This window comes from Microvirga arsenatis, from assembly GCF_009910705.1.
GTDB lineage: Bacteria > Pseudomonadota > Alphaproteobacteria > Rhizobiales > Beijerinckiaceae > Microvirga > Microvirga arsenatis.
In genome coordinates, this window is sequence record NZ_JAAAXJ010000008.1 from 59,683 (window position 1) to 75,996 (window position 16,314).

The following is a 16,314-nucleotide window of genomic DNA, read 5'->3' on the forward strand; positions in this document are numbered from 1 at the left end:
GCGGCTAAACTCAATGTAGGCACACCGTCTCGCCTTGCCAAGGGAATGAGGCGCCCGTGCGGCATCATCCGATAGCCTTGGCAGGTGACTTGGCTAACGGCCCCGGCGACGGGGGGGTTCCCGGGCGAGCGTCACCTTTCCCCCGGGGTCGAGGCGAACGAGCGCTCCGGCGACGGTCGCGCGCAGGGCTTGCCCCTGATCCACCGCCTCCCTGAGGCGCTCCGCGCAGGCTTCGAGCCGGCTGAGGCGCGGGCTTTCGAGCCCGATGCGGGCGAGGCTCAAGGCCAGCATCCGCACGGCGATCTCGAAGGGCTCGCGGCCCAGCGCACCGGCCTGGAACGCCAGGCCTCCCCCCTCCTGGACCGGCCCTGCCCGCTCCAGCGCCTCCCGGGCCATGCGGTCGAGGGCCTCGTCCGCCCGGGCGGCGCGCTCGGCGAGGCGCGCGAGGCGCCCGGCGGTGAGCCCCTCCTCGGCCAGGAGCGGCATGAGCCTGCGCCAGCGCACGCGGGCGTAGAGCTCGTTCGCATTGGAGGGATCGAGGACGAAGCGCCAGCCCTCCCGCCGGCAGAGGTCGAGAAGAAGCGACTTCGGCAGGCCGAGGAGCGGCCGGCCGTGGCGGATGCCCTGCCTGTCCGTTTCCCGGCGCATGCCGGAAAGCCCCTGCAGGCCGGAGCCCCTGGCGAGGCGCATCATCACCGTCTCGGCCTGATCGTCGAGCGTATGGGCGGTGACGAGATGGGAGGCGCCGAGCTCCCGGGCATGGGCGACGAGAAGGCGGTAGCGCGCCTCGCGGGCGGCCTCCTGAACCCCGGCTGCGGGCTTGCTCCCGGTCCAGGGGAGCGTCCGGTGCGGCAGGCTCAAGGCGGCGGCCTCGCGGGCGACGAAGGCGGCCTCCTCGGCAGCCTCGGGCCTCAGGCCATGATCCACGGTGGCGACGAACACGGGCGGGCGGCCGGGCCCAGCGGCCCAGCGCGCGAGAAGGTGCATGAGGGCGATGGAATCCGGACCGCCGGAGACGGCGGCCACGATGCCGGAGGCGCGATCGAGGGAAAGGAACATGCGCTCCAGCCCGTCATCCGAGAGCGGATCGTCGGGGGGCGGAGGAAGAGCCACGGCGCGGCCTGAAGGCTTTTTAAGGGATCAGCTGCACTTGATCCGCTTCTGCTCGCGCTCGGAGGCCTGGCGCACGGCGGCGGAGGCCTGCGGGTACTTGCGGTCGAGCTCGGCGAAGACGGCGCAGGCGCGGTCCTTGGCACCCAGCCCGTTGAGGGAGATGCCGAGCCGCAGCAGGGCGTCGGGAGCCTTGGCCGCATCGGGGTGCTCGGCCGAGACGTTCAGGAACTGCTCCGCGGCCTCCCGGTAGCGGCTGCGCACGAGATAGGTCTCGCCCAGCCAGAAGGTGGCCTCGGGCACCAGCCTGTCGCGCGGATTGGACTGCAGGAAGCGGCGAAAGCCCATCTCGGCCTGGTCGTACTGCTTCTGCGTGAAGGAGGCATAGGCCGCGTCGAAATCCGCGCGCGGGTTGCCGACGCTGGTGGCCGCCACGCTCGGGCCGGGCCTTTCGCTGATGGCGCCCTGCGGCAGGGCCGCGGCGGGGCCATCCATCGGGGCGCCGGCCTCGTCCTGCTCGATCAGGTCGCCGATGCCGGCAAGCTGGCCGCCGGGCAGCGGCATCGGGCGGCCGGCATCCGCCGCCAGCGGGGCGGACGGCGGCGTGGAGCCGAGCGGACGGGGCGCGCCCGGGGCATCCGGCGCCTCCGACGGATCGAAGACGTCGCTGCGGCGCTGCGGCTGGGGAGCGGGGGCGGGCTGCGCCTGAGGCTGGGCCGGACGCGGGGGCGTCGCGGTGGAGGGCGCGGGCTTGGAGCCGCCGCCCCGCCCCTCCTGGAAGCGGAACTCCACGTCCTCCTGGAACTTGCGCAGCTGTTCCTTCAGCTGGCGGTTCTCGAACTGGAGCTGCTCCATCTGCCCCGCGAGCTGGCGGAACTGGCTCTCGAGCCGGTTCAGGCGCACGACCACCTCGGCGGCATCCTGCGCGGCGGCAGGGGCTGCGAGGGCGAGGGCAAGGGCGAAAAAGGCAAACAGGCGTCGATACATGCTGGGATATCCGTGAGGATCCTCGAACGAGGCGCCGTTAACACAAAAGCGCCGCCACGGCGAGACTATGGCGGCGCTCCAGGATTTCACAGGGACTTGAGCGAGAGTATCGGACCCAAAAGTGGGCCCCACTTTTGGGGACAATTTCGAGACTCCCTCTCTTGGCCGGCGCATCGTTCGGAGCGGAAAACCGGATCCACTTTTCCGCACGATGCGCTGGGTGAGGCCTTATGCCCCGGCGCCGCCCCCGAGCACCGTCACCGCGCGACGGTTCTGCGACCAGCAGGAGATGTCGTTGCACACCGCCACCGGGCGCTCCTTGCCGTAGGACACGGTGCGGAAGCGGTTGCCCGGGATGCCGCGGGAGATCAGGTAGTCGCGCACGACCTGGGCGCGGCGGGCGGAGAGCGAGAAGTTGTACTCGCGGGTGCCGCGCTCGTCCGCATGGCCCTCCACGATGAAGGTGTATTGCGGGTAGCGCTGCAGCCACTGGGCCTGCTTGTCGAGGGTCGCGACGGCGGTGGGGGTGAGGTCCGTGGAGTCGGTCTCGAAGAACACGCGGTCGCCCACGTTGACGACGAAGTCCTGGGCGCTGCCCGGGGTGGCGGCGCCGCCGGCGCCGAAGCCGCCGGCTCCGCCCGCCATCTCATCTTTGTTGGACGAACACGCCGCCGCCCCGAGGGCGAGGACGAGAGCAGCGGCGAATTTGACGGCGCGCAGCGTCATCATGGGCAATACTCCTTACACATACGTTTGCCGAACGTTGTGTCTTTCATATCGGGAGGATGGTTAAGGGAGGGTTCCGTCAACCGTGAGGACAAGCGCCGGATCAAGGTGAATTATGGCCAAGTTGTGGAAGTTGGCCTTAGGGTTAACAGAACGTGAAGACCACGGCGTCCAGCCCTGGGATACATTCCTTTAGGGAAGTTAGACGAAGCTCGGCTGCCGATTGCCCGTCTCACGCGTTGAGAGGTCATGAACATCGTGACGACCCCGCCCGGTACCCTCGGACAGCCCTACCGCAAGGCCCTCGACGACCTGCGTCTGGAGCGGGCCTTCTCGCGCATCGCCGACAGCGACCTGCGCCATGGCAACGCGGTCGCCCTGCTGCGCGACTCGCGGGAGAACTACCCGGCCTGGCTCGAGGCGATCCGCTCCGCCGAACGGGTCGTCCACTTCGAGAACTTCATCGTCGCCGATGACGACACGGGCCGGGAATTCGCCGAGGCGCTCATGGAGCGGGCGCGCGCCGGCGTGCGGGTGCGGGTGCTCTACGACTGGCTGGGCTCCTCCGCCCGCGCCCTGCCGCCCTACTGGCGGCGCCTGCGCGAGGCCGGCGTCGAGGCAAGGGTTTTCAACCCGCCCCGGCTGACGGACCCGTTCTGGATCCGCCGCAACCACCGCAAGCTGATCACGGTGGACGGGCGCATCGCCTTCGTCTCGGGGCTGTGCGTGTCCGACAACTGGGTCGGCAAGGACGGCCAGGAGCCCTGGCGCGACACGGGCGTGTCCCTCGCGGGACCCGTGGTGGCCGATCTCGACGCCACCTTCGCCGAGAGCTGGTCGCTTGCGGGCATGCGGGCGATCCCGAAATCCGAGCTGCCCCATGCGGATCTCATCCCGCATGCGGGCACCATCGCGGCGCGGGTCATCAGCGGCGAGCCCGGCATGTTCCGCACCTACCGGGTCGACCAGTTCATCGCCGCCACGGCCCAGCGCAACCTCTGGATCACCGACGCCTATTTCGTCGCCACCACCTCCTACGTGCAGGCCCTGGGCGAGGCGGCCCGGGACGGCGTGGACGTGCGGCTCCTCGTTCCGGGATCGAGCGACGTGCCGGCGCTGCAGCCGGTCGTGCGGGCGGGCTACCGCTCCCTCATCGAGGCCGGCATCCGCGTGTTCGAGTGGAACGGCTCCATGCTCCACGCCAAGACCGCCGTGGCGGACGGGCGCTGGGCGCGGGTGGGCTCCACCAACCTCAACCTGGCGAGCTGGGCCACCAACTGGGAGCTCGACGTGGTGGTGGAGGACACGGGCTTCGCCGAGGCGATGGAGGCGATGTACCTGGAGGACCTCGCCAACGCCACGGAGATCGTGCCCGGCTGGCAGTCGCGCCGCCGGCAGGCGAAGAACATGCGCTCGCGCCGCGGGCACCGCTATGCCAAGGGCGGCGTCAGGCGCCTTGCGGCCGGCGCCCTGGCGCTCTCCACCACCGTGGGCCGGGCGGTGGGATCCGGGTCGCGCTCGCTCACCGCCACGGAGGCGAGCAGCATCGCCATCATCGGCTGCGTCCTGCTGGCCCTCGCGGCGCTGATCACGTTCTTCCCCGTCATCATCATCTCGCCGGTGGTCATTGCGCTCGTCTGGTTCGGCCTCGCGCTGCTGATCCGCGCCTTCCGCCTCAAGCGGCGCGTGCGGCTGCGGCGGCGCAAGCTCGCCCTGCGGCGCAAGCTGGCGAGGATCAAGGAGGAAGAGGCCTCCATCGGAGAATAAAAGGAAACCCGGGGCCCAAGCTTGGCGTTGACGTCGGGTATGCCCGACACGCGCTTCCCGAGGAGTTTCCCATGGCATCAGGCCCCTCCGGCACCCTCGATCCCCTCGACCGCACCCATGCGATGAGCGCCCTCCTGGCGCAGAACTGGTGGGCCTTGGCCCTGCGGGGCGTCCTCGCCATTGTCTTCGCGCTCATCGCCTTCCTCTCGCCGGGGGCGACGATCCTGTCCCTCGTGCTGTTCTTCTCGGCCTACATGCTGGTCGACGGGGTCTTCGGCATCGTCTCAGGGATCAGGGCTGCGTCCAACCACCAGCGCTGGGGCCTGCTGGTGCTGGAGGGCATCCTCAACATCCTGGTCGGCATCGTTGCCTTCGCCATGCCGACGCTGACGGTGCTGTTCTTCGTCACCCTGACAGCCGTCTGGTCGCTGGTCACCGGCGTGCTGATGATCGTCGCCGCCTTCAAGCTCAACCCCGATTACGGCCGCGGCTGGCTGATCTTCAGCGGCCTCGTGTCCGTGCTCTTCGGCGTGGCGCTCCTGATCGCGCCGCTGGTCGGCGCCGTGGTGCTGACCTGGTGGCTCGGCGCCTATGCGCTGGCCTTCGGCATCGGCCTCCTGGTGCTGGCCTTCAAGCTGAAGGGTCGCCGGGACGATGCGGCCGGCAGCACGGGGACGCTGAGGGCTTGAGCCCACTTCCCTCCCCCTTGTGGGGAGGGCCAGGGTGGGGGTGCCGGCGCTCCCCTTTCAAGATCGTGGCTCCGATCACCTCTCCCCGGATCTCGGGTGTTCCCGAGATCCGTTTCTGGGCTGCAGGTCGGGAACACCCGACCTGCGGCGGGGAGAGGTCGAGCGACAGCGAGGGTGAGGGGGAGAGCGGGTGCCGGAGAGGGCTGTAACCCCTCACCCGGACCTGACGGTCCGACCTCTCCCTCAGGGAGAGGTGAATAGGCGCCAGACCTTCTGAGATGATCGCTCACACCCCCCTCTCCAACTCTCCCCCACAAGGGGGGAGAGGGCAGGTTGGCGCTCGCTTACCGCGACTCGCTCAACAGCGGCGACCAGGTCGGGTCGGAGGCGAAGGACGGGGTCGGCACGGGCTGCTCCACGCGGCCGGTGATGTCGACCATGTAGAGCTTGCCGCCGGCCTGCCCGCCCGGATCGCGGAAGAACAGGATGTACTGGCCGTTGGGCGCCCAGGTCGGGCTCTCGTTGTGGAAGCCTTCCGTGAGGATGCGCTCGCCCGAGCCGTCCGGCTTCATGATGCCGATGGCGAAGCCGCCGGCGCGCTGCTTGGTGAAGGCGATGTAGTCGCCCCGCGGCGACCAGGCCGGCTGCGAATAGGAGCCGTCGCCGAAGGAGATGCGGCGCTGGTCCGAGCCGTCCGCGTTCATCACGTAGATCTGCTGCTTGCCGCCGCGGTCGCTCTCGAACACGATCTGCTTCCCGTCCGGCGAGAAGGACGGCGAGGTGTCGATGGCGGGCGTCGAGGTCAGGCGCGTGGTGGCCTGCGAGCCGAGATTCATCATGAAGATGTTGGCGTTGCCGCCCTGCTGCAGGCTCATGACGATGCGGCTTCCCTCGGGCCCGAAGCGCGGCGAGGAGGCCATGTCGGGGAAGTTGCCGAGCACCTGACGGGTGCCGGTCTCCAGATTGATGACCTGGACGCGCGGCTGCTGGCCCTCGACCTGGGACATGTAGGTGATGTCCTGGGTGGCGGGCGAGTAGCGCGGCGCCACGACGGAGGTGTCCCCTTGAGTCAGGTAGCGCACGTTGGCACCGTCCTGGTCCATGATGGCGAGACGCTTGCGGCGGTTCTCCTTCGGGCCGGATTCGTCGACGAACACGATGCGCGAGTCGAAGAATCCGCCGAAGCCCGTGATCTTGGTGTAGACCGCGTCCGAGATGATGTGGCCGACGCGGCGCCAGAAATTGGCGTCCGTCACATACTGCTGGCCGGTGAGCTGCTGGCCGGTCTCGATGTCCCACAGGCGGAACTCCGCGCGCAGGCGCCCCGACGGGTCGCGCGAGACGCGCCCGGTCACGAGCGCCTGGGCGCCCGCCATCTTCCAGGCGTCGAAGCGCGGCGCTGCGTCGAAGGACGGACGCTCGGGGAAGCGCGCCTTGTCGAGGGGCGCGAAGTACCCTGAGCGCTGCAGGTTGTTGGTGATGATCCCCGACACCCGCTGGCCGAGATCGCCCTCGCCCGAGAAGTCGGCGATGGCGATGGGCATGGGCTGGAACTGCCCGCCGGGACCGACGCGGAACGAGAGCTGCGCCTGGGCAGCGGGAACGAGCGCCGCCATCGGCAGGACGACGGCCAGCGCGACGATGAGACGGGAAACGATGCGAGTGATCATGGGATGCTATCTCAAGCTTGAACGGCTTTAAGAGAGAGGAGGATCGAACTGGACGTTCAGGATCTTCCAGTCCGCGTAATAGGGCGCGAATTTCGCGGGAATTTCGAACTGGCGGCACTTGCGGATCGCCCGGACCGCCGCATCGGCCACCGCGCGGTCGGTCGATGAGCTCCCCGCCTGAAGGATCTTTGGCTCGGTGCTGAGCGAACCGTCCTGGTTCAGGCGGATGTCGAGGACCGGAGGCGTCACCTGCCCGCCCGAGGCCGCGATCGGCGCGCTGTAGCAGCGCTCGATTTGCGACACGAGGATGCCGATGAGCGCATCGCGCAGGCTGGGCGAGAGCTTCGCCGCCGATCCCGTCGCGGTGCCGAGCGACGCGGTCTTCTGGACCTCCGCGCCGGTCGCGCCGGTGGATTGGCTCTTCTCCTTGCTGTCGAGGAACTGCTTGAGGTCGCCCATGTCGAGCTTCTTGGCGAGCTGGGCTTCCTTGCGCGCCTTGGCCTCGGCCTCTTCCTTGGCTTTCGCTTCGGCGAGCTTCTTCGCCTCGGCTTCCGCCTTGGCCTTCGCTTCGGCCTCGGCCTTCGCCTTGGCTTCGGCGATCCGCTTGGCTTCCGCCTCGGCCTTGGCTTTCGCCTCGGCTTGCGCCTTCGCCTTGGCTTCGGCCTCGATCCTGGCCTGCTCGGCCGCCTTGGCCTTCTCGATGGCCTCGGCTTCGGCCTTTTCGCGAAGCTGCTTTTCCTCCGCGGCCTTGGCCTCGGCGGCTTTGTCTTCCTGCGAACGTGTCGGCGGCGCGGGCGGCGGCGGCTGGGCCGCCACGGGCTCCTCCTTGTCGGCGACCTTCATCTCGGCCGGGCGCTTCGGGGGAGCCGGCGCATCGCGCTTGTCCTCGCCGGGATCCTTCTGTTCGGTCTTGTCGGCGACGCGCTCGGCGCGGGGCTTGGGCTGCGGGGCCTTGGCGTTGGTCTCGCCCTTGGTGATCTGCGAGAGCTGGGCATCGGTGATGACCTCGACCGGGATGCCCTCCTGCGCCTCAGGAAATTCGTGCACGGAGGACAGGCCGATCATGGCGGCAGCCAGCAGCGCCGCATGCGCGACGCCCGAGACCCAGAAGCCCGGCTCGGAGGTGTTGAACTTCCATGTCAACGCCACGTCTGTTTGCCCCCTGCTTTCAGCCGGCTCAGTTCCGGTCCACCTCGGTGACGAGGGCGACGCGCTTGTAGCCGGCCGTGGTCACGATCGACATCACCTGGGCGACGCGCCCGTAATCCACGCGCTTGTCGCCGCGTACGAAAATGCGTTCGTCGAAGCCCGCCTTCGAGACCTCCGCCAGCTTGCCGACGATGGCCTCGTCGGTGAGCTCGATCTCGCCCAGGAACACCTGGCCCGTGGCCTTGATGGAGAGCGTCACCGGCGTCGCGTCGGAATTGAGCGGCGCGGCCTTGGTCTGCGGCAGGTCGAGCGGCACGCCCGCCGTCATCATGGGCGCCGCCACCATGAAGATGATGAGCAGCACGAGCATGACGTCGATGAACGGCGTCATGTTGATCTCGTTGATCACGCCGGCCTGCCGGGAGCGCCTGCGGCGCCTGCCCCCTGCCGATCCTGCCATCATGGCCATGCCGGATCCTCCTTATGCCGCATTGGCGGGCGGACGGCCCGCATGGCCGATGCGCTCGTCCACCTGACGGGACAGGATGGCCGAGAACTCGTCGGCGAAGCCCTCGAGCCGCGTCTGGAGCTTGCCGACCTCGCTCTGCAGCTTGTTGTAGGCGAGCACCGCGGGAATGGCCGCGAAGAGGCCGATGGCCGTGGCGAACAGCGCCTCCGCGATGCCCGGCGCCACGACGGCGAGGCTGGTGTTCTTGGAGGCGGCGATGGAGGTGAACGAGTTCATGATGCCCACCACCGTGCCGAACAGGCCGATATACGGGCCGGCCGAGCCGATGGAGGCGAGCACGGTGAGGCGCGCGTTCAGCCGCTCCACCTCGCGCTGGATGGTGACGTCGAGCACCTTGTCGATGCGCTGCGGCAGGGTCTGGAACGAGCGCCCCGAGCCCTCGAAGGAGCGCTTCCACTCGCGCATGGCGGCGACGAACACGGCGGCCAGGCCCGTGGCCGGGCGGCTCTGGAGGTTGCGGTAGAGCTCCTCCAGGGACTGGCCGGACCAGAACACGTCCTCGAACCGGTCCATGGCGCGCTTGGAGCGGGCGTAGAGCAGCGTCTTGTCCACGATGATGGCCCAGCACCAGACCGAGGCCGCGAGCAGGCCGATCATCACGAGCTTGACGATGAAATGGGCCTGCCAGAACAGGCCAAAGAAGGACAGGTCGTGGGCCACAGGAGCGGCCTGGGCCACATCAGCCGGATTCATGATCTCTCGTCCTCGCTCTTCGAGCAGCCTTGAGGGGTTCAAGGCCCGCCGCAGAATGGTCTTGGGAAAATCTGTTTCTGTATCACAGCTCGTTCGCCCCCGAATCTGTCGAAAATAAGGGCGGCGGGCCGACAGGATCGAGATCGTCCCAGACCGTCACCTGTTAGGCACAGAGTAAGGTTAAGGTCTGGTTTAAAAGGGGCTTTTTCGCGCGAGGATCCTGAGCTCCCGAAGCGGCAGCCGGCGCGATTCGCGCCGGGACGGGCTTGCCCTTGCACCGCCGGACGGGCCTTATGCGAATCCGCACGACCACCCCTGACCGGCCCGGATGCCCATGAGCCAGCCTTTGAGCCTTGCAACCCTCTCCGCCCTGCCCCCGGCCGTGGAGCGGCCGCGCTACCGCCGCGAGGCGCTGCGCCCCGGGATCCTGCATGTGGGCGTCGGCAACTTCCACCGGGCTCACCAGGCGGTCTATCTCGACGACCTGTTCAACCAGGGCCGGGATCTGGACTGGGCCCTCGCGGGCGCCGGCATCCGCCCCGGCGACCGGGCCATGCGGCAGGCGCTGCAGGGGCAGGACTGGCTCACCACCGTGGTCGAGATGGAGCCGGGAGCGCACCGGGCGCGGGTGACCGGCGCCATGGTCGATTTCGCGCCGGTGGGCGAGGATGGCCGCGCCATCGTGGCGGCCCTCCAGGACCCGGCCTTCCGGATCGTCTCCCTCACCGTCACGGAGGGCGGCTACTGCATCGACCCGGCGACCGGCGCCTTCAACCCGCAGCATCCCGACATCGTGCACGATGCGGCCCATCTGCAGGCGCCGAGGGGCGTGTTCGGCGTGCTCGTGGCGGCGCTGAAGGCCCGGCGCGAGAGCGGCCTTCCCCCCTTCACGGTCATGTCCTGCGACAACATCCCCCATAACGGCGACGTGACGCGGGATGCGGTGGCCGGCCTCGCCCGCCTCGTCGATCCGGCGCTCGAGGGCTATGTGCGCGAGAGGGTGGCCTTCCCCAACAGCATGGTGGACCGCATCACGCCCGCCACCACGGACGCCCAGCGCGCGGCGCTCTCCGAGCGCTTCGGCATCCAGGACGGCTGGCCGGTCTTCTGCGAGCCCTTCCGGCAATGGGTTCTGGAGGACCGCTTCTGCGCCGGGCGGCCCGCCCTGGAGGAGGTGGGCGTCACCTTCACGCCGGATGTGGCGGCCTTCGAGCTGATGAAGATCCGCATCCTCAACGGGGGGCACGCGGCCATCGCCTATCCGGCCGCCCTGCTCGGCATCCACTTCGTCCACGACGCCATGGCCGATTCCGAGGTGCGCGGATTCCTCGACAAGCTGGAGGCGGAGGAGATCGTGCCGGTCGTGCCGCCGGTGCCGGGCGTCGACCTCGACGCCTACACCCGCCTCATCGCCCGCCGCTTCGCCAATCCGGAGATCGGCGACACCATCCCGCGGCTGGCCCAGGACGGCTCGAACCGGCAGCCCAAGTTCATCCTCCCCTCGACCCGGGACCGGCTGAAGGCGGGCGCGGACGTGACGGGCCTCGCCCTGGTCTCAGCCCTCTGGTGCCGCTTCTGCGCCGGCACGGCCGACGATGGCCGCCCCGTGACCGTGGACGACGCCAACGCCGCTCGCCTGACGCCCGCGGCGCTCGCGGCGAAGGACGATCCCGCCGCCTTCCTGGGCTTGCGGGACATCTTCGGCGACCTTGCCGATACGGCGCCCTTCCGCGCCCGCTTCGCGACGGCGCTCGGCAGCCTCTGGCGCGACGGGACGCGGGCGACGCTGCGGCGGTATATGGATGGGCAACTGATCTGAAGGAGGAACGATGAGCAAGGATGGCAATTCGTCCGACCCAACTCGGATCGTGCAGGGGCAGCTCGACGCCTACAACGCCAAGGACATAGACCGCTTCATGAGCTATTGGGCCGAGGATGCGCAGTACTTCGCCTTTCCCTCGGACCTCTTGGCGCAGGGCGCGGAGCAGATCCGGGAGCGCCATGTCGCCCGGTTCAAGGAGCCTAACCTCTTCGGTCAGCTCGTCAGCCGGATCAACGTCGGCAATCTGGTGATCGACAGGGAGGTCGTGACCCGCACCTTTCCGGAGGGACCAGGTCGTGTCGACGTGATCGGGATTTACGAGATCAGCGGCGACAGGATTGCCAAGGCGTGGTTCAAGATGGGCGCACCTGTGCTCGACCAAGCACCTTAAGGCGCAGCCGCGTTCAGCGCCGCCCGCAGCTCGTCCGGGATCCGCACCGCGCGACCGCCCCTGACGGCGGCGACCATCACGTCGGCGGTGACCAGCACCTCCTCGCCGCGCCGGACCTCTTGGGCGAGGGTCATGGAGGCGCCACGCATTTCCTTGGGGCGGGTCACAACGGTGAGCACGTCGTCCATCACGGCGGCGCCCAGGAACTCGATGGTCATCTTGCGGACCACGAAGGCGAGCCCGCCCATCTCGGCATGGAGATCCGACTGCGCCACCTCCACCGCCCGCAGCAGCTCCGTGCGGCCGCGCTCCAGGAAGCGGAGATAGCTCGCGTGATAGACGCGGGCGGAGAAATCCGTGTCCTCGTAGTAGACGCGGATGGGGAGAATATGGGCCCCGTCCTGCATGACGCCGGAGAGGTGGGGCCAGCGCCCACCCTCCCCTTGAGGGGGAGGGTCGGAGCGCGTGAGCGATCCGGGGTGGGGTGGCGGCGCGACGTCTTGGGAGGTCGCGTTTTCCACCCCCTCCCGCGCCTGCGGCGCGACCTCCCCCCTCAAGGGGGAGGTGCTGGCGTCGCGCCGCTCACTCATCCGCATCCCCGCCGAACAGCCCGAACTGCGCCGCGGTCTCGCGGGTCGGTTCGGGGATGCCGAGATGCCTGAAGGCGTGGGGGGTGAGGATGCGCCCGCGCGGGGTGCGCTGCACGAAGCCCTTCTGGATCAGGTAGGGCTCGATGATGTCTTCGATGGCGTCGCGCGGCTCCGAGAGAGCCGCCGCGATCGTCTCGATGCCCACCGGACCGCCGCCGAAGGAACCCGCGATCATGGTCAGGTACTTGCGGTCCATGAGGTCGAGGCCGATGGAATCGACGTCCAGCAGGCGCAGGGACCGGTCCGCGAGGTCGCGGGTCACCGTCTGCACCCCCTCGACGATGGCGAAGTCGCGCACGCGGCGCAGGAGGCGGCCGGCGATGCGGGGGGTGCCGCGGGAGCGGCGGGCGATCTCGTTCGCCCCCTCCTCGCTCATGCCTAAGCCCAGCACCCGGGCGCTGCGGCGCACGATGAGCTCCAGCTCCTCCACGGTGTAGAACTCGAGCCGGATCGGGATGCCGAAGCGGTCGCGCAAGGGAGTGGTGAGCAGGCCCGCGCGGGTGGTGGCGCCGACGAGGGTGAATTTCGGCAGCTCGATCTTCACCGAGCGGGCAGCGGGGCCCTCGCCGATGATCAGGTCGAGCTGGTAATCCTCCATGGCCGGATAGAGGATTTCCTCCACCGCCGGGTTGAGCCGGTGGATCTCGTCGATGAAGAGCACGTCGCGCTCTTCGAGGTTGGTGAGCTGGGCCGCGAGATCGCCCGCCTTGGCGATCACCGGGCCGGAGGTCGAGCGGAAATTGACCCCGAGCTCGCGGGCGACGATCTGGGCGAGCGTGGTCTTGCCCAGGCCCGGCGGGCCGACGAAGAGCACGTGATCGAGGGCGTCGCCCCGGGCCTTGGCGGCGTCGATGAAGACCTGGAGATTGGCCCGCGCGGCCTTCTGGCCCGTGAAATCGTCGAGCGAGAGCGGCCGGATCGATGCATCGACATCGTCCTCGCGCTTTTCGGGGCTGAGCAGGCGGCGTGAATCGGTCAAAGAAGCTTACCTTCCAAAGGCTTCATATAGGCATTTACCCTGTAATACGCCATCCTTAACAGGATCAAAACAGGAACGTCCTGCCCCCTCTGTCATTCCCGGCCGGAGCGCCAGCGGAGGGGAAGGGAACCCATCAATGTCGAGTATGCGGGTGGATCCCCTTCCCTCGCCTGCGGCTCGCCGGGGCTGACAGGAGACACTCAACGCGCCAGCTCTCTCAACCCTAACCTAATAAGCGTCTTCGCCTCGGCCTCGTCGCCGGCCTGCTTCATCGCGGCCGCAACCGCTGCTGACGCTTGGACCTGGGGATAGCCGAGATTGACCAGGGCCGAGATGGCATCGGCCACGGGGGCAGGCGCGCTCCTGTCCTCGACCGCGCCGGTGAGGCGGATGAGGGCCGGGTCGACGGCGGCGAAGGCCGGAGCCTTGTCCTTGAGCTCGGAGACGATGCGCTGGGCGAGCTTGGGGCCGACGCCGGGACCGCGGGCGACGGAGGCCTTGTCGCCGGTGGCAATCGCCGTCGCGAGCGCTCCGGGATCGAGCACCGAAAGGATGCCGAGCGCCACCTTGGCGCCCACGCCCTGCACGCTCTGCAGCAGGCGGAACCACTCGCGCTCCGAATCCGAGCGGAAGCCGAAGAGGCGGATCATGTCCTCGCGGACCATGGTCTCGATAGACAGCACCGCCGCCTCGCCGGTGGGCGGGAGGTTCTGCAGGGTGCGGGAGGAGCAGTGGACCACGTAGCCGACCCCGTGCACGTCGAGGATCACGAAATCCTCGCCGTAGGAATCCACCACGCCCTTGAGTTTGCCGATCACGTCAGTCCTTGCTCCTGCTTCCCTCCCCCATGCGGGGAGGGATTGAGGGTGGGGGTCGTAAAGCCGGAGTGCTGCGCTTCGCGGTGAACTCACGCGCCTGCTGCAGCATCCGACGGGACGATCCCACCCAGTCGAACCACCCCCACCCCTACCCCTCCCCGCAAGGGGGAGGGAAGAGGCGTTCTCTTCGGGTCACGATCCCCGGATCGGCTATCGCCGTCCGGGATGACGTTTGTGGCTCTGTAACACCTAATAGCTCGCCGCCAAAGCGCGGGCCTTGCGGTGGTGGGCGTGGGCGATGGCGATGGCGAGCGCGTCGGCGGCATCCGCCTTCTTGAAGTCGGCCTTGGGCAGCAGGATCTTCACCATGGCCTGCACCTGATCCTTCTCCGCATGGCCCACGCCGACCACGGTCTTCTTCACCTGGTTGGCGCCGTATTCCGCCACCGGCAGGCCATGGAGGGCCGGCACCAGGAGGGACATGGCGCGGGCCTGGCCGAGCTTGAGGGTCGCCTGCGCGTCCTTGTTGACGAAGGTCTCCTCCACGGACACCTCGTCGGGCGTCCAGGTCCGGATCACGTCGGTGAGCCGGTCGTGGAGCTGCTTGAGGCGCAGGGCCAGCGCGAGGTCGCCGTCCGAGGTCACGACCCCGCAGGCGACGAAGGAGAGCTTCGTCCCCTCGACGGTGATGACGCCCCAGCCGGTGTTGCGCAGGCCGGGATCGAGGCCGAGGATGCGGACGCGCTCGCTCACATCAGCCCGCCATCTTCTGCATCAGGGCGTCGGACAGCTCGAAGTTGCCGTAGACGTTCTGCACGTCGTCGTGCTCCTCGAGCGATTCCATGAGCCGCATGAGCTTCTCGCCGGACTCGTCGTCGACCGCGACCGGCGTCTGGGGCTTCCAGACGAGCTTGGAGGCCTTGGGCTCGCCGAACCTGTCCTCGAGCGCCTTGGTCACCTCGTTGAGGGAGCCCTGGTCGCAGTAGATCTCGTGGCTCTCCTCGCCGGAGACCACGTCGTCGGCGCCGGCCTCGATGGCGGCCTCCAGCATGGTGTCCGCATCGGCGACGCCGGCCGGGAACTCCACGAGCCCGACCCGGTCGAACATGAAGGAGACGGCGCCGGTCTCGGCGAGGTTGCCGCCGCTCTTGGTGAAGTAGGAGCGGATGTCGGAGGCCGTGCGGTTGCGGTTGTCGGTCATCGCCTCGACGATGATGGCGGCACCGCCCGGGCCGTAGCCCTCGTAGCGGATCTCCTCGTAGTTCTCGCCCTCGTTGCCCGAGGCCTTGTTGATGGCGCGCTGGATGTTGTCCTTGGGCATGTTCTCGGCGCGGGCGGCGAGGATCGCGGCGCGCAGGCGCGGGTTCATGTTCGGGTCGGGCGCGCCCATCTTGGCCGCCACGGTGATTTCGCGGGCGAGCTTGGAGAAGAGCTTGGAGCGCATCGCATCCTGGCGCCCCTTGCGGTGCATGATGTTCTTGAACTGCGAATGTCCGGCCATCGGGGCCTCTCCGAAGATGCGGCCGAGGGCGGCTGGGGAACCCTGCGCCCGTCAGGCCGTGAATGGTGACGATGAGGGGCTTATAAGGCGGCGAAGGGCTTGAGGCAAAGCCCCCCGCCCACCGATTCGGATCAGAAGCCGAGCCAGCCCGGCAGGTTCTGAATGGCCGCCACGATGAGGTGGTAGGAGGCGCCGAGGATCGTCACCGTATAGGCGAGCCCTGCCAGGCCGATGAGATAGCCGGCGATCAGGAGATAGCCGTCCTCCTCCATGACCGCGATGGAGGCAATGACGAGGGCGATGGAGGGCGGGAAGTTGGTGCCGGGGAACGGGATCAGGACCGAGAGGGCGACCAGGACGGCGAAGAGCCCGACCATCCGGTCGCCGATGGGGCCGAAGAGCTGGAGCAGCCGGGGCTTGCAGTAGCTCTCGAGCTTCTGGAGCCTGGGCTCGGCGATGTCGATGAGGCGCTTGAACTTCGCGACGGAGACCGTCTGCCGCAGGAGGAACTTGGGCAGCCAGGGGCGCTTGTGGCCGAGCATCATCTGGATGCCGAAGATGAGCACGGGGGTGCCGACGATGCCCGCGATGCCGGGCACGTTCGGGACGCAGTTGGGCAGGGAGAACAGGATCAGCACGAAGCCGAAGGCGCGCTCGCCGAAAGCCTCGATGATCTCTCGGATCGAGATCGTCTCGGCCCTGGCCTCGTCGATCACGGCCCGCAGGACGGCCGAGGCGCTCTGGTGCTCGTGCGCCTGATGGAACTCGCTCGTCTGCCGATAGACGTTGATCCTGCCGGTCCTGGTTGTCTTCGCGTCTGCGTCCACCGATCA

General features: G+C 68.6%; 17 protein-coding genes. 4 read left to right on the forward strand and 13 right to left on the reverse strand.

Annotated features, from left to right (window positions below; genetic code table 11):
- Positions 1-93: 93 nt before the first annotated feature.
- From tilS to pal, 3 genes are all read right to left on the reverse strand, one after another.
- Positions 94-1,113 (reverse strand): tRNA lysidine(34) synthetase TilS, encoded by a 1,020-nt coding sequence (tilS, locus tag GR303_RS15480; RefSeq protein ID WP_161725451.1) that lies wholly within the window; start codon positions 1,111-1,113, stop codon positions 94-96.
- Positions 1,114-1,140: 27 nt separating this feature from the next.
- Complete coding sequence (ybgF, locus tag GR303_RS15485) at positions 1,141-2,097, reverse strand: tol-pal system protein YbgF (protein ID WP_161747587.1); 957 nt, start codon at positions 2,095-2,097, stop codon at positions 1,141-1,143.
- 228 nt (positions 2,098-2,325) lie between these two features.
- Positions 2,326-2,826 (reverse strand): peptidoglycan-associated lipoprotein Pal, encoded by a 501-nt coding sequence (gene pal / locus GR303_RS15490; protein WP_161723894.1) that lies wholly within the window; start codon positions 2,824-2,826, stop codon positions 2,326-2,328.
- Between the two features lie 246 nt (positions 2,827-3,072).
- Between pal and GR303_RS15495 the strand changes: the two genes are divergently transcribed.
- Positions 3,073-4,590, forward strand: a complete 1,518-nt coding sequence (locus tag GR303_RS15495; RefSeq protein WP_161723895.1) for a phospholipase D-like domain-containing protein — start codon at positions 3,073-3,075, stop codon at positions 4,588-4,590.
- A 71-nt stretch (positions 4,591-4,661) separates the two neighbouring features.
- Positions 4,662-5,279 carry an HdeD family acid-resistance protein gene (locus tag GR303_RS15500; RefSeq protein WP_161723897.1) on the forward strand — a complete coding sequence of 206 codons (618 nt, stop codon included), beginning with the start codon at positions 4,662-4,664 and terminating at the stop codon, positions 5,277-5,279.
- 344 nt (positions 5,280-5,623) lie between these two features.
- On the opposite strand, the gene tolB is transcribed toward GR303_RS15500, so the two are convergent.
- The 4 genes from tolB to tolQ are packed head-to-tail and all read right to left on the reverse strand — an operon-like array spanning position 5,624 to position 9,320.
- Entirely contained in the window at positions 5,624-6,949 is a 1,326-nt protein-coding gene (tolB, locus tag GR303_RS15505; protein ID WP_161723899.1) for a Tol-Pal system beta propeller repeat protein TolB, read from the reverse strand.
- A gap of 27 nt (positions 6,950-6,976) precedes the next feature.
- A complete protein-coding gene (gene tolA, locus GR303_RS15510) occupies positions 6,977-8,098 on the reverse strand; it encodes a cell envelope integrity protein TolA (RefSeq protein ID WP_425487119.1) in 1,122 nt (373 codons plus the stop codon).
- A 28-nt stretch (positions 8,099-8,126) separates the two neighbouring features.
- Positions 8,127-8,561 (reverse strand): ExbD/TolR family protein, encoded by a 435-nt coding sequence (locus GR303_RS15515; RefSeq protein ID WP_161724128.1) that lies wholly within the window; start codon positions 8,559-8,561, stop codon positions 8,127-8,129.
- A gap of 18 nt (positions 8,562-8,579) precedes the next feature.
- A complete protein-coding gene (gene tolQ, locus GR303_RS15520; RefSeq protein ID WP_161723901.1) occupies positions 8,580-9,320 on the reverse strand; it encodes a protein TolQ in 741 nt (246 codons plus the stop codon).
- A gap of 334 nt (positions 9,321-9,654) precedes the next feature.
- Between tolQ and GR303_RS15525 the strand changes: the two genes are divergently transcribed.
- Positions 9,655-11,139 carry a mannitol dehydrogenase family protein gene (locus GR303_RS15525; protein ID WP_161723902.1) on the forward strand — a complete coding sequence of 495 codons (1,485 nt, stop codon included), beginning with the start codon at positions 9,655-9,657 and terminating at the stop codon, positions 11,137-11,139.
- A 10-nt stretch (positions 11,140-11,149) separates the two neighbouring features.
- Positions 11,150-11,533, forward strand: a complete 384-nt coding sequence (locus tag GR303_RS15530; protein WP_161723903.1) for a nuclear transport factor 2 family protein — start codon at positions 11,150-11,152, stop codon at positions 11,531-11,533.
- Here GR303_RS15530 and ybgC read toward each other — a convergent pair.
- The 6 genes from ybgC to GR303_RS15560 all read right to left on the reverse strand — a co-directional run bounded on the left by ybgC (position 11,530) and on the right by GR303_RS15560 (position 16,308).
- Complete coding sequence (ybgC, locus tag GR303_RS15535) at positions 11,530-11,940, reverse strand: tol-pal system-associated acyl-CoA thioesterase (protein WP_161724130.1); 411 nt, start codon at positions 11,938-11,940, stop codon at positions 11,530-11,532. The two genes, GR303_RS15530 and ybgC, sit on opposite strands and share 4 nt — an antisense overlap.
- A 175-nt stretch (positions 11,941-12,115) precedes the next feature.
- Positions 12,116-13,162 carry a Holliday junction branch migration DNA helicase RuvB gene (ruvB, locus tag GR303_RS15540; protein ID WP_161723905.1) on the reverse strand — a complete coding sequence of 349 codons (1,047 nt, stop codon included), beginning with the start codon at positions 13,160-13,162 and terminating at the stop codon, positions 12,116-12,118.
- A gap of 200 nt (positions 13,163-13,362) precedes the next feature.
- Positions 13,363-13,980: a Holliday junction branch migration protein RuvA gene (gene ruvA, locus GR303_RS15545; protein ID WP_161723907.1), complete on the reverse strand. Its 618-nt coding sequence runs from the start codon at positions 13,978-13,980 to the stop codon at positions 13,363-13,365.
- Positions 13,981-14,229: 249 nt separating this feature from the next.
- The gene (gene ruvC, locus GR303_RS15550; RefSeq protein WP_161723909.1) at positions 14,230-14,733 is read right to left on the reverse strand and encodes a crossover junction endodeoxyribonuclease RuvC; all 504 of its coding nucleotides are present in this window, start codon (positions 14,731-14,733) and stop codon (positions 14,230-14,232) included.
- Position 14,734: 1 nt separating this feature from the next.
- Positions 14,735-15,481, reverse strand: coding sequence for a YebC/PmpR family DNA-binding transcriptional regulator (locus GR303_RS15555; protein ID WP_161723911.1), 747 nt, complete (start codon positions 15,479-15,481; stop codon positions 14,735-14,737).
- A 131-nt stretch (positions 15,482-15,612) separates the two neighbouring features.
- Positions 15,613-16,308 carry an exopolysaccharide biosynthesis protein gene (locus tag GR303_RS15560; RefSeq protein ID WP_161723914.1) on the reverse strand — a complete coding sequence of 232 codons (696 nt, stop codon included), beginning with the start codon at positions 16,306-16,308 and terminating at the stop codon, positions 15,613-15,615.
- Positions 16,309-16,314 lie beyond the last annotated feature (6 nt).